At 71.5% G+C, this 12,470-nt stretch carries 12 protein-coding genes; 4 read left to right on the top strand and 8 right to left on the bottom strand.

Features of this window, described 5'->3' with window-relative positions:
• Positions 1 to 84 precede the first annotated feature (84 nt).
• Entirely contained in the window at positions 85 to 906 is an 822-nt protein-coding gene (locus tag ASG83_RS09760) for a hypothetical protein (RefSeq protein ID WP_156711082.1), read from the bottom strand.
• A 199-nt stretch (positions 907 to 1,105) separates the two neighbouring features.
• Complete coding sequence (locus tag ASG83_RS09755) at positions 1,106 to 1,882, bottom strand: DarT ssDNA thymidine ADP-ribosyltransferase family protein (protein WP_055860586.1); 777 nt, start codon at positions 1,880 to 1,882, stop codon at positions 1,106 to 1,108.
• Between the two features lie 175 nt (positions 1,883 to 2,057).
• On the opposite strand from ASG83_RS09755, the gene ASG83_RS12705 reads away from it, so the two are divergent.
• The 4 genes from ASG83_RS12705 (at position 2,058) to ASG83_RS09740 (ending at position 5,601) form a co-directional block, all read left to right on the top strand.
• Entirely contained in the window at positions 2,058 to 2,612 is a 555-nt protein-coding gene (locus ASG83_RS12705) for a hypothetical protein (protein WP_156711080.1), read from the top strand.
• A 122-nt stretch (positions 2,613 to 2,734) separates the two neighbouring features.
• Positions 2,735 to 3,490 carry a hypothetical protein gene (locus ASG83_RS12700; protein WP_156711078.1) on the top strand — a complete coding sequence of 252 codons (756 nt, stop codon included), beginning with the start codon at positions 2,735 to 2,737 and terminating at the stop codon, positions 3,488 to 3,490.
• A 208-nt stretch (positions 3,491 to 3,698) separates the two neighbouring features.
• Positions 3,699 to 4,652, top strand: a complete 954-nt coding sequence (locus ASG83_RS09745) for a carbohydrate kinase (protein WP_055860580.1) — start codon at positions 3,699 to 3,701, stop codon at positions 4,650 to 4,652.
• Positions 4,653 to 4,743: 91 nt separating this feature from the next.
• Complete coding sequence (locus ASG83_RS09740) at positions 4,744 to 5,601, top strand: DUF429 domain-containing protein (RefSeq protein WP_055860577.1); 858 nt, start codon at positions 4,744 to 4,746, stop codon at positions 5,599 to 5,601.
• On the opposite strand, the gene ASG83_RS09735 is transcribed toward ASG83_RS09740, so the two are convergent.
• From ASG83_RS09735 to ASG83_RS09710, 6 genes are all read right to left on the bottom strand, one after another.
• Positions 5,598 to 5,987, bottom strand: coding sequence for a hypothetical protein (locus ASG83_RS09735; RefSeq protein ID WP_055860574.1), 390 nt, complete (start codon positions 5,985 to 5,987; stop codon positions 5,598 to 5,600). The genes ASG83_RS09740 and ASG83_RS09735 overlap by 4 nt on opposite strands.
• Positions 5,988 to 6,041: 54 nt before the next feature.
• Entirely contained in the window at positions 6,042 to 6,479 is a 438-nt protein-coding gene (locus ASG83_RS09730) for a hypothetical protein (protein WP_055898725.1), read from the bottom strand.
• A 165-nt stretch (positions 6,480 to 6,644) separates the two neighbouring features.
• A complete protein-coding gene (locus ASG83_RS09725) occupies positions 6,645 to 7,577 on the bottom strand; it encodes a DnaJ domain-containing protein (protein WP_055860568.1) in 933 nt (310 codons plus the stop codon).
• A 47-nt stretch (positions 7,578 to 7,624) separates the two neighbouring features.
• A complete protein-coding gene (locus ASG83_RS09720; RefSeq protein WP_055860565.1) occupies positions 7,625 to 9,772 on the bottom strand; it encodes a glycosyl hydrolase in 2,148 nt (715 codons plus the stop codon).
• Positions 9,769 to 10,512 carry an HlyD family efflux transporter periplasmic adaptor subunit gene (locus ASG83_RS09715; protein ID WP_055860562.1) on the bottom strand — a complete coding sequence of 248 codons (744 nt, stop codon included), beginning with the start codon at positions 10,510 to 10,512 and terminating at the stop codon, positions 9,769 to 9,771. Before ASG83_RS09715 ends, ASG83_RS09720 begins: the two co-directional genes overlap by 4 nt.
• A complete protein-coding gene (locus ASG83_RS09710) occupies positions 10,509 to 12,332 on the bottom strand; it encodes a glycosyltransferase family 2 protein (RefSeq protein WP_055860561.1) in 1,824 nt (607 codons plus the stop codon). Before ASG83_RS09710 ends, ASG83_RS09715 begins: the two co-directional genes overlap by 4 nt.
• Positions 12,333 to 12,470: the final 138 nt, after the last annotated feature.

The raw sequence follows: 12,470 nt of genomic DNA, 5'->3' as shown, positions 1-12,470 counted from the left end.
AACGGATGCCCGTGAGGGCTCCCGAGCGCAGACGAGAGCCCGGCGGGTGCATAGACACCGCCGGGCTCTCGAGCTGCGTGGGGGCTAGCCGAACGGCAGCGGCGACGGCGCCGAGGCCGCCTTGCCCCAGTCGATGGTCTGCGCGAGCGAGTCGACGAGCTCGGTGAACGCCGCCCCGTGCTCGCTGTTGGCCTCGAGCAGCATCGAGTAGACCTGGTTGGCTCCGGCCTGCGAGCTGACGCCCGCGAAGTCGGCGACGTCGAGGGGCATGCGCGCGGCGACCGCGGCGAGAGCCGTGTCGAAGTACTGCGGCATGATCTCGCGCTCGTCGACGCGCTCCTGGATGATGCGTCCGCCGAACTTGCTCAGGGCGGTCAGGCCGAAGCTCTGCCACAGGATGAACCCGTGCCGGTCATCCCACGCCTCGGGGTAGGCCTTCGCGACGGCCGACCAGTAGTACGAGACCATGCGCGTGATCAGGCGCGCGCCCTGCTCGAGCTGCAGCTGCGACGCCGAGTGCGGGCCGCCCTCGATCGCGGCGAGCACGACCTCCGGCGGGAAGCACTGCGCCTCGACGCGCGGCATCTCGCGCAGCGTGATCGAGACGATGGCCTTGAGGGCGCTCAGGGTGATGGGCTCGACGGCTCCGGCCTTCTTGGCGAGCTTCTTCGCCTGCGGCACGTGGACCTTGCCGTCGAACACGGCACCGGCCTTCACGAGCTCGGCGGCGATCCATTCGGCGCGACCGTTGGAGTTGTGGAGGAGCTCGGCGTCATCGGGCCGGGGCTCGGCGGTGACGACGCTGATCAGAGGCGGCACGGAGGCGGGGGCTCCGGCGGCGGGGAGGTTGGGGCGGGCGAGGCCCGCGTAGTCGAAGCGCGAGCGCGCGGGGGCGATATCGGTCATGATGCATCCCATCGGGGGGTCCGTCGAGCGCGAGGATGGGTGGTTCGGGTGCCACGCGCGGGACTGGGTGCGGGTATTCGGGTATGACGGAACGCGCGGGGACACGAACCGTTCTCGTCATTGTGCACCCGAGGGCGCTAGAACGACACCCCGCGTGCGGGGGACACGCCGGAGCGGATCGGCGAATTCGCGCTGCCGACTACGCGATCGGCGTCGGCACGAACCACGGCGGGTAGACGGCGACCTTCGCCTTGAGCCCCGCGTCGGCGAGCGCGCGCTTGACCTCGTCGCGGCGCTTGTCGTTGGCGACGGCGACGAGCGCGACGCTCGCGAGCGGCACCGTGCCGGGAACGAGGGCCTCGGCAGCCTGCATGACGTCCTCGTCCATGGCGGCGCGGGCGAGCATCCGCTTCGCCGCGTCGGGGCTGCTGCCGACGGCGGTCGTCATGGCGGCCGCGTCGCCGTCGGTGACGATCAGTCGGTCGGCGACGGCCGGGATGTCGACCCCGAGCACGATGAAGTCCACGGCGAGGGCGCGGCGGGCCTCGTCGCTCCAGGTGGGGCCGGCGGCGCCGTCCTGCACGAGCGACCACCAGGTCGCCCGCGGCGTGAGCGAGAACGCGATGCACTCGAGCACGGATGCGTCTGCCGTCGCCTGGGCGGTCGCCCGCAGCTCGTGCGTGATCGGACTCGCGAGCACGACCTCGGCCTGCTCGGCGCTCAGGGTGCTCGGCTTGAGCTCGCCGCTCGCGATGATCGCGGGCAGGTTGCGCACGTGCGTGACGTGGAAGATGCGCTTCGGCAGGTTGCTCGCGCGCGGCTCAGGGGCCTTCGCGGCGGTCGAGCCCGGAGCGGGAGTGCGCAGATTCGTCTTCGGAGCCTTCGGCGCACGACGCACGGCGACCTTCTCCGGCTCGGGCGGAGGGAAGCACGACGCGCACATGCCGGGCTCGAAACCGTGAATGCACTCGTCCATGTACTGCTGCTCCCTCAATCCGTTGCGGGCTCGTGGCCCAACGGTTAACGGTACGCGGGTTTCTGGGGAGCTATGACCGCGGTGCGGGTCGTCCCCCTGCGGTGGGCTCTTGGCTCTCTCCTCCGGAGTGTGGAGAACGCTCGAAGGCGACGAATGCTCTGTCTACCCTGTGCGGGTGACGTCGCTTCGCCTGCCCCTGGCCCTCCTGATCGCCGCATCCGCATTCGCCCTGACCGGATGCTCGCCCGAGGCCGCAGTGCCCAGCGCGCCGCCCTCGGCCGAGGCCGAGCCGTTGTTCGCGAGCGACGAGGAAGCGCTCGCGGCCGCGGAAGCGGCTTATGCCGAGTACCTCGCCGTATCGAACGAGATCCTTGAGAGCGGAGGAGTGGGTGAAGAGGAGCTACGTCCGCTCGTGTCCGACCAGGTCTTTGAGGACGAGAGCGCTTCATATGCGGAACGACGAGCCAAAAACTGGCGAAGCGTCGGCTCTACCGAGCTAGTCAGCACCAAACTGCAGCAGTCATCTGAAACTGCGAGTGGCGCGGAAGTCATCGCTTTTGTCTGCGTTTCGTATCTTGATGTCGACGTGGTCGGGCCCGACGATGTATCTGTTGTAAACCCCGATCGACCCCCTTACGTGACGTTCGAGGCCGTAGTGTCCTTCGACTCAGAAGGCAAATGGCGACTCGAACGAAATGAGTTCTGGGAAGCGTCGGAGTCATGCGAGTAACCACGACGTTTACTTCGGTTCTTCTACTCGCCGGGTTGCTCTTTGCGTTTGACCCCACAATCTCCTCAGCACAAGCGGCCGAAAGCTGCAACACCAACGCCAATCATCAAACCGGCGGACAGGTGTGTGCCAAGAACGGCACAGAGGAAACCACGATTGAAGGCACCGAAAGCGCTGGGTCAACCGAAGAGAGCAGTTCGGCCAACGCCCCTACCGACAACACAGTCGCCGACCGCGTCGCCTGGACCCCGCCGCCCGGCATCCCGCCGTGGGTCGTCCCGGTCGAGCGCTGCGTCGCTCAAGGCGACATCGCCGCTGACTGCACAGCGGCCCGACCCGACACCCCCGCCGCTCCCCCGCCCGCAGACGCCGCGCCCGGCACCCCCGGCATCACGATCCGCGACGTCGCCTCCTTCCGGCCCGAGCTGGCGACCCTCTCCTCCGAGCCCGACGGCTGGGCCGTGCGCGGGCTTCACGCGAACGTCCTCGCGGCGGGCGGCACGAGCATCCGCACGGGCGAGCTCTTCGGCATCACCGCCGAGGTGCGCTTCACCCCCGTCGCCTACTTCTTCGACTACGGCGACGGCTCCGCACCGCTCAGCACCTCGACGCCCGGCGCCACCTGGGCGGCGCTCGGCCTCGACGAGTTCGACGCGACCCCCACCAGCCACGTCTACGAGAGCTCCGGCACCTACGCCGTCACCCTCCTCGTCGACTACGCCGCCGAGTACCGCATCGGCGGCTCCGGCCCCTGGACGCCCATCCCCGGCACCCTCGCCATTCCCTCTGACCCCGCGACGATCGTCGTGGCCGACAGTGCTGCGACCGCCCTCGTCGACCGAGACTGCGCCGCCAACCCCCGCGGGCCGGGCTGCTGACGTAACAACACCAGGTCCCCCAATTTGTCCCCCTAAATGCGGACACCCCCAAGTCGGGGGTGAAATGGTCTCACCACCTCGTTTACCTGCCGTTCACGAGATAAAGTCGCGGTAGAACGACCACTGGGGGTGGTCGGCACATCCAGGGGGAGGTGCAATGGTGGACACCCGACGTCACACGACGCCACCGACGCGCACACGAGCACTCGTGATCGGCGAATCGCTGATCGACATCGTCCACGACGACCGCGCCGGCGACGCCAGCGGGCCGCTCACGACCGAGTACCCGGGCGGAAGCCCCATGAACGCCAGCATCGGGCTCGCCCGACAGGGCATCGACGTCCAGTTCGCCACCGAGTTCGGCGCCGACCAGCGCGGCGACCGGCTCGAGGAGCGCCTCGTGCGCGAAGGCGTCGACCTGCTCATCGCGCCCCGCGCCGGCAGCACCGCGACCGCCAGCGCCCACCTGCGCGCCGACGGCTCCGCCGAGTACTCCTTCGACCTCGACTGGAGCCTCGGCTGCGGCGACATGCCCGCCCACCGCCCCGTCGACGTGCTCCATTTCGGCTCGCTCGCCGCCGCCATGCACCCCTGCTGCGGCGACCTCGAGAACACCGTCCGCGCCGCCCGGACGGCCGCGACCATCAGCTACGACCCCAACATCCGCCCCGCGCACGACACCGACCCCGTCGCCGCGCGCGTGCGGGTCGAGCGGCAGGCCCGCCTCGCCGACATCGTCAAGGCCAGCGACGAAGACCTCGCGTACCTCTACGGCGACGAGCCGCACGCCGCCATCGCCCAGCGCTGGCTCGACGCCGGCGTCGCCCTCGTCGTCATCACCCGCGCCGCCGACGGCGCCCTGCTCATGACCGCCGATACCGTCGTCGACCTGCCCGCCTACGCCGTCGAGGTGCACGACACCATCGGCGCGGGCGACGCCATGACCGCCGGCCTCCTCGCCGGGCTCGGCACCCTCGGCCTGCTCGGAGCCGACCGTCGCGAAGAGCTGCGCAGCATCGACGAGCGCACGCTGCGCGCCGTCGGCGACTGGGCGCAGCAGACCGCCGCGCTCACCATCGGACGCCCCGGCGCTGAGCCGCCGACCTCCGCCGAGACCCGCGACGCGCTCCTGCAGACCAGCTCCCGCTCCGTCGCCGCCTGACGACCACAGCGACGATCACAGCGACGACCACACCGCCGACCACACCGCCGGCCCGGCGTCCGAGCCCAGACCGCTCGACTACGCTCGCCGCGTGGCGCGCTACTTCGGCATCGACCTCGCCTGGGGTCTCGGCCGCACCGACCCGCGCACCGGTCGCGTGCGGCCGCCCAACGAGACCGGGCTGTGCCTGCTCGACGCCACCGGGCGCATCCTCGACGCCGGCTGGGCCCGCGGAGTCGACGCCGTCCACGCCTTCATCGCCGGGCACGAGCAGCCGGGCGACGTCATCGCGATCGACGCGCCCCTCATCGTGCCGAACCCCACCGGCATGCGCGCCGCCGAGCGCGAGGTCGCCTCCCGCTACGGCCGGTGGAAGGTCGCCGCGAACGCGTCGAACGCGGGCTCGGCGGCCCGCGCCGGAGAACTGCTGCTCGCCACACTCGAACCCCGCGGCATCCGCTACACCGATGGCACCGGGCCGCCGCCCGCCGTCACGACCGTCGCCTTCGAGTGCTACCCCTACACGACGCTCGTCGGCGTCGCCGAGCTCGGCTACGACGTGGAGCGCCCCCGCTACAAGCGGCTCATCCCCGGCATCGACCGGGCGGATGCCCGCGCCCGCCGCGCCGCCGCCTGCGACGACCTCATCGCGCGGCTCTCCCGCCTCGGCCCGAGCACGCCGCCGCTCGACCTGCGCAGCCACCCCGCGACCCGCGCGCTCGTCGACGAGCCCTCGCCGATCGCCGACGCCGCCTACAAGCACCGCGAGGACCTGCTGGACGCGGTCATCTGCGCCTGGACGGCCGCCCTCTGGCACGCGAACGGCCCCGAGCGCACGCAGGTGCTCGGGGCCGAGTCGGGTGAGGTGGATGCCCGGGGCCGTCGGGCGACGATCGTCGCCCCCGCGCGCCCCGAGCAGCGCCGCGCCGCAGAGGACGAGAGCGGCTAGCGCTCCTCGTACTGCTGCAGCGACGCGGCGAGCTCCGCGAGCCGCCACTCGGAGACCGGGATGCCCGACTGCTCGAAGCGCTGCGCGAGGAGCTCGAGGGCTGAGCGAGCGTGGCCCTGCTCGAGGTCCTGCCGGGTCTGATCGAGGATTCCGGTGATCTTCTGCTCATCGGTGGCGTCGAGAGCGCCGTCCTCGATCGGGCGGGACTGCTCCGCCTCGGGGCCGGCATCCTGCGCGTCGAGTCCCTCGTGCCGCTGGCTGTCCGCCGTGCCGGAGGTCTCCGCCGTCTCGACGAACTCGCCGGAGCCGCTGCCGGCGGGCGGGGCGCCCTCGACGTCGCGCGGGTCGAGGTGAGCGGGTGAATTCTCGTGGGGCTGCCAGGTCATGCCTCGACTCTGGCCCTGCTTCCGGGGCGTTCCCTGAAACCGCTCGACGGACGTTCAGGCAGCGGGCGGGTTACCCTCAGCGTCCTGCTCCTGCTCCGCTGCGGCCGCTTCCTCAGCCTCCCTCTCCTCCCGCAGCCGCCGCGCGCGGTCGACATCACGCAACGACTCCGCGAGGTCGGCGATCTCCGCGTCGCTGAGCGACATGCGGCACGCCTTGAGCCGCTCGCGCAGCAGCGTCTCGGCCTCGAGGTGGTGACCGCGACCGAGGTCGAACCGCATCTGGTCCATGAGGCCGTCGAGCTTGTCGCGCTCGCGCGCGCCGAGAGCGCCGTCGAGCACGGGGATCTCCTGCGTGGTGGGCTCGTGCTTCGGCTTCGGCTGCAGTGCCCACGGGCCCTGCTTGAGCGACTTCGTCGCGAACAGCGGCTCGCGCGGAGCATCCGTCGCCCACAGCCGCCGCACCGGACCGCTCGTCTTCGACTTCCAGGTCATCGTCGTCCCCTTCGTCAGCGCGCAGTCCGCCGGCCACCCGATCATGCAGACGGCGGACTGCGCGTGCGGGCAACAGTGCGCCGCGAGACGGGGAGGACGCTGGAGCGAGACCGCGTGTTCTCTGTCAGTGAGTGGCGAAAACGCCGTGGGCGGAGTGCCGCCCAGTTAGACGAAGCGGATGCTCGCCTGCAGGCGCGTGCGCACCTCGAACAGGTCGGTACCGCCGACGCCCACGCCGGGCAGCCCCGTCCGGAGCAGGTTGACCAGGCGCGAGCGCTCCACGAGCATCCCCTGCGCGCCGCGCACGCTGCCGAGCTCGGTGAGCGAAGCGGGCGCCTGGGAGTCCTCGACGACGATCACGAGGCCCGAGAACGTGACCTTGGCCGAGCGCGCGATCGTCTTCGCGCGCATGCCGAGCTGGTGCAGGGGCTTCTCGCCCGAGGCGAGCCCCTCGCCGATGAGGTCGCCGCGCTTGACCTTCACGGGGCCGCCCCAGTCCTCGCTGAGCACCGCCCAGAGGCCGGTCGGGCCGAGCACGACGTGGTCGACCTTGTCGTCGGGGCCGGGGCCGGCGACGACGTCGTGCCAGATCGTGAAGCCGATGCCGAGCGTCGCGAGCGCCGTCGCCGTCTTCTCCTCGGCCACCGCGGCGGCGAGCGTGTGCCGGATCTCCCGCGGCGCGCTCCGCACGAGCTGCGGGTCGTACGGGTCGTCGAGCGCGGCGCCGCGCCCCACCCACTCGCGCATCATCGCGAGGTACCGCTCGCGGTACATGCCGCCGGGATGCCCGTGCGACTTCGCGTTCGGCCGCGAGTCGCCGCGGCGCGCGCCCGCCCCTCCCCCAGAGCTGCCCGAGGTCCACGCCGCGGAGCCGCCCGCGCCGACGTCGGCGCCCGAGTCGTAGGCGTAGCGGGCCGAGGGCGTGCCGATGCGTTGCCACGCCTGCTGCACGCGATCGAACTCGGCGCTCGATCCGCCCGTGTCGGGGTGCGCCTGACGGAGCCGGCGGCGGTAGGCGCGCTTGAGGTCGTCGTCGCTCGCCGTCGGGGCGACGCCGAGAACCTCGTACGGGTTCGCGGCGAGAGGGGACTCCGACATAGTGCACCGAGCCTAGCGAGCGCGGGCGAGGAAACGGCTGGGCGCGACTACCGCTGGCTCATGATGAACGCGAGCGTGTACGCCCGCGAGCCGCCGTCGTCGATCTTCGCGGCGGGGAGCTCGCGCGCGGCGGCGAGGGCCGCCTCCGCCTGCTCGGGGCCGGCGAGCGACTGGTACATGAGCAGCGAGTCGGCGAAGAGGGTCGCGGTCTCGGCTCCGCCCGGCGCGGCTTCGGCGATGTTGTCGAGGATCCGCTCGGCCTCCACGCCCTCGGCGAGGTAGCCCGCCATCGGGTGCATCGGCAGCAGCTGGATGCCGACGATCGCCGAGGGCTCGGGGCTGAACCACGTGCCGAAGTCGCGCTTGGCATCCCACACGATGCCGACGGTGCCGCGCTCGTAGCCCGCGTAGGGCTCTGCGGCGCGATCGAAGGCCGTCCAGTACGAGCGGGCGCTGTGCGCCTCGGCCGAGAGCATCCACTGCGCCTGGTCGGCGAGGGCGTCATCGCCCGTCGCCTCCGCCCACAGCGCGAGGCCGTTCGCGGCGCTCACGGCCTCCGAGCTCGACTCCTGGTTGTTGCCGTCGGCGAAGGGCGAGAAGCCCGACGCCCACGAGTGGCCCGAGTACGGGTCGAAGGCGCGCTGCGCGGGGAAGACCTCGCCGCCGCTGCTCGCGATGTCGGCGGCGAGCAGGTCGATGACGGGCCGCAGCTCGTCGACGAGCTCGGCATCGATCTCTGCCGAGGCAGGGCCGCCGCCGACACCGGCGCCGGTCGCGCCGGCGAGCACGCCCGCGGCGTACAGGAAGTAGCCGTAGTGGAAGTGGTGGTCGTTGAACTCCTCCGAGCCGAACGACGCCTCCTGGCCGACGATGCCGCGCAGCCGCGGGTCGTAGGTGAAGCAGCGCTCAGCGCGCTCCTCGCAGCCCTGCGGCTCCGTCCACGTGCGCAGCTCGGCGGTCAGGCGCTCCTCGAGCCCCGTGGCGATTCCGGCGGCCGCCCCGGCGGTCGCGTCGTCACCGGTCGAGAGCTGGCGGGCGAGCTGCAGCATCGTCGCGAGGCGCGCGAGGGCCTTGCCGCCGAAGTAGGTGTCGGCGGGGCTCTCAGGGGTCTCGGCGACATCCTGCTCGAGGGCGGCGACGAGCTCGGCGCGGTCGTCGCCGGTCAGCTGCGCGTCGTCGAGCGCGAGCGCGCCGGCGGGGGCGAGCTGCGGCACGCTCCACTCGAGCTCGGCGCTCGCGCACAGCTCCATGGCGCCGTACGCGGTGAGGAACGAGCCGAGCTCGCACGACGCGCCCTCGCTCTGGTGCGGCAGGCGGCCCGTGACGGTGTCGCTGCCGTCGGCCGTGGCGTAGGTGAGAGCGGTCGTCGCGGCGTCCTCCGCGAGCGAGGCCGAGACCTCCACGCGCGTGATGGGCGATGCGGCGAGCGCCGCGAGCTCGGCGACGTCGGCGCCCTCGGGAACGGCGACCCAGTTCGCGGTCGCACCCTCCGGGAGCTCCACGACGAGGCCGTCATCCGAGACGGATGCCTCGGGCGCGACGAGCGCGAACGTCGCGGTCGGCGTCTGCAGCGTGTGCACGCCCTCCCCCGCGTCGGGCGCGGCCTCGACGGGCGCGTTGAGGCGCAGCTGGTGCGCGGCGGTCGCGGTGTAGCTCACGACGGGCGAGCCGCGGGCGATCGTGACCTCGGCGGTCGGCTCGTCGGCCGCGGCGAGCGCGAGCGTCACCGAGACCTCGTCGTAACGGGTCACGACGGCCGAATCCGTGCCGGCGGTGAGCGTCACGGCGGGCGCGTGCGGGGCGCTGATGGCCCCGGGGCGCGAGGTGACCTCGGGCACGCCGAACGCGACGCCGTCCGCGACGAGACCGAACGACAGCGGCAGGGGGAACACCGGCTGCGGCTCGCTACCGAAGACGAGGCCGCTGAACCACGAGTTGGTCGGCGGCACGAGCCCCTCGGCGAGGCGGTCGAGCGACACCTCGGTGCCGGGGGCCTCCGGGAGCGCGTCAGCGAGCGGGCGCGTCTGCTCGTCGGCGAGCACGGGCTGGCCGAGAGCGGTGGCCGGGGCGTCGCCGCCGGAGCCGCCCTGCCCGGCCGGGCTCGCGCATCCGGCGATCAGAGCGCCGACGCCGAGCGCGGCAACGGTCACGAGCGCGGCGCGGAAGGCGCGGAAGGTGCGGGGGCCGCGACTCATGCGAACAGCGCCTCGCGCACATCGGAGATCAGGGTGCGCAGCTCGGCGACCGAGGTCGCGAGCAGGTCGTCGTTGCGCAGCTGGAGCGTCGCCTCGACGGGCGTGCCGGGCGTCATGAGTCCGCCCTGCTCGGAGAACTGCGACTCGTCGATGTCGACGCGGGCCGTGGCGACGGCCTTGTCCTCGACGGTCGCGACCTCGATCGACTCGACCGTGCCGGCGAGCTTCTGATCGTTGGGCAGCGTCACGTCGACGCGGGCGCCCTGATCGATGCGCTCGAAGTCCTTCGGGTCGAGGATGAACTCGGCCGAGACGAACAGCGAGTCGAGGGCGGCGATCGTCGCGAGGGTCGAGCCGCCGGCGGCGTAGCCGCCCTGCTGGACGGCGACCTCCTGCACGAGACCGTTGACGCTCGACAGCACGGTGTAGGTGCCGTCGTCGTTGACCTGGAAGACCTCGCTGTCGGGCACCGAGATCTCGTCATCGATGTCCTGCAGCAGCTGCGTGGACTGGATGCGCGCGATCGGGTCGCCGGCGGCGACGGCGTCGCCCTGCACGACGAACTGCTCGATCACGGTGCCGGAGTAGTCGGTGCCGACGGGGTACTCGATGGCGTCCATCGAGGCCGAGCTCGCGTCGGTCTCGCCCTTGCGGTGCGAGAGCGCGACGGTGAGCGCGAGGACGAGCAGGAAGACGGCGATGACGCCGAAGAACATCTTGAATCGGGTGGCCCAGGTCATGCGGAGACTGCCTTTCGGTCGGAGCGACGGGCGCGGCGGCGCCCCTCGAGGGCGTGCTGGCGGTCGGAGCGGCGGATCGCGCGCTCACGGGCCTTGCGCTGTCGGCGCTCGCGGGCGATCTGCCGCGACTCCGCCGAGGCGGTCAGGATGAACGCGCCCATGATGAGGGTGTTGGTGACGTTCCACGCGGTGGCGAGCGTGAGCGCGCCGTTCGTGACGTCCTTGTAGATGGCGACGATCGAGGTCAGCAGAAGGAACCAGAAGAACAGCGTCTGCGGGATCATCACGTTGAACGGGCTCGACCTGTCCCTCTTGCCGCCCGTGACGTGCCAGGCCTGGTCGCGGCCGAGGATCACGTTGCCGAGCGCCCGGAGGTAGATCGGGAAGGACACGCTCGCGAGCATCAGGGTCTCCCAGCGGAAGGACCCCATGGTCGTGAAGGCGAGCATGATCTGCAGGCCGTAGAAGCCCAGGTAGAACAGCAGCCAGGTCACCCACGTGACCGTGAGGTTCACCGGGCGCAGGTCGAAGAAGATCTCGAGCGGCGGCACGAGCAGCAGCAGGAACGGGACGATTCCCACGAGGTAGTGCGTGGCCGTCACGAAGTACTGCACGCGCTGGTCGGGCGTGAGCCGGCGGCGCGGGTTGAGCGGGTTGGCCTTGAGGAGGATCTCGAAGCCGCCAGTCGCCCAGCGCAGCTGCTGCTTGGAGTAGTCCTCGATCGTCTCGGGGGCGTCGCCGATCGCGAGCGTGACGGGGATGTACACCGAGCGCCAGCCGGCCTGGTGAAGCTCGTACGAGGTCCACACGTCCTCCGACTTCGAGTCGGTGTGCATGCCGCCGATGTCGTCGATCGCCGTGCGGCGGAAGATGACGTTCGTGCCGACGCTGAAGGCCGCGTTGAAGCTGTTGCGGCCCGGCTGGACGAAGCGGTAGAAGATCTGCTGCATGTAGGCGGCGCCGCGCGAGATGAGCGTGTGCAGGTTGCCGTACGCCTGCGGGGTCTGCACGAAGGCGACCGCGGGGTCGACGAAGAACGGCACGGTCTCGTACAGGAAGTCGGGCTGCGGGACGAAGTCGGCGTCGAGGATGACGTAGAAGTCGCCGTTGCTGATGCTGAGCGCGTGGTTGACGTTGCCGGCCTTCGCGCCATTGCTGCTCAGGCGGCGCACGTAGCGGGCGCCGACCTCGGCGGCCATGTCGCGCACCTCGTCGCTGCGGCCATCGTCGAGGATCCACGTCGTGTGCGCGCCGCGCATCGCGACGGCCGCGCGCGCGGTGCGCTCGATCGTCTCGAGCGGCTCGCCGTAGACGGTGATGAAGACATCGACCGACACGGGCTTCTCGTCGATGAGCAGCGGCCAGCGGGTCGGGTCGTCGTCGAGGGCGTTCTCGCGGATCGCCGCGGTGTCGAAGAGGCGCTCCTGCGCGTGGTGGAAGAGGAAGTCGCGCGGGTCCTTCGAGCCGGAGAGGATCGTCCACATCGACAGCAGCGCGGTGCCGACGAGGACGACCTCGGCGATCACGACGAGCGTGTACGGCAGCCAGTCGCCGCGGTTCTCGGGGTTGAAGAGGAAGAACGTGTACGCGAGCACGCCCAGCAGGGCGATGACGACGAACAGCAGCAGGGTCGGCGAGGTGACCGACTGGTTCTCCACCGCGCGCGGCAGCGGCGCCTCGGGCGGACGGCGCTCCCCCGCGAACAGCATGTCGGAGCGCACGGACGCGCGCGTCGGCAGGGTCGATGCCGGCGCGCGGCTCGATCGGCGGTCGGTCGCCTCGGTGGTGAGGGCTGCTTCCCGCTGTCTCCGGGTGTTCATGCGCATGCTCGTCACGCAGAGTCCTGTTCTCTCGGTCGCGGCTCGGGGGCGTCCTTCGCGAAGAGCGCGCGGATGCTGAGCCTCGGTATGAGGAGGCGGCGACGGTGACGACTCCCCCCGTTCCACCGCCGGCGGATC

Origin of the sequence: Yonghaparkia sp. Soil809, from assembly GCF_001429705.1 — a bacterium.
Classification (GTDB): domain Bacteria; phylum Actinomycetota; class Actinomycetes; order Actinomycetales; family Microbacteriaceae; genus Microcella.
This window is presented reverse-complemented; position numbering and strand designations above follow the sequence as displayed.

Coding starts and splice junctions, on each gene's coding strand:
- ASG83_RS09760 (WP_156711082.1), bottom strand. CDS start 906: ATGACCGATATCGCCCCCGCGCGCTCGCGCTTCGACTACGCGGGCCTC.
- ASG83_RS09755 (WP_055860586.1), bottom strand. CDS start 1,882: ATGGACGAGTGCATTCACGGTTTCGAGCCCGGCATGTGCGCGTCGTGC.
- ASG83_RS09735 (WP_055860574.1), bottom strand. CDS start 5,987: ATGACCTGGCAGCCCCACGAGAATTCACCCGCTCACCTCGACCCGCGC.
- ASG83_RS09730 (WP_055898725.1), bottom strand. CDS start 6,479: ATGACCTGGAAGTCGAAGACGAGCGGTCCGGTGCGGCGGCTGTGGGCG.
- ASG83_RS09725 (WP_055860568.1), bottom strand. CDS start 7,577: ATGTCGGAGTCCCCTCTCGCCGCGAACCCGTACGAGGTTCTCGGCGTC.
- ASG83_RS09720 (WP_055860565.1), bottom strand. CDS start 9,772: ATGAGTCGCGGCCCCCGCACCTTCCGCGCCTTCCGCGCCGCGCTCGTG.
- ASG83_RS09715 (WP_055860562.1), bottom strand. CDS start 10,512: ATGACCTGGGCCACCCGATTCAAGATGTTCTTCGGCGTCATCGCCGTC.
- ASG83_RS09710 (WP_055860561.1), bottom strand. CDS start 12,332: ATGAACACCCGGAGACAGCGGGAAGCAGCCCTCACCACCGAGGCGACC.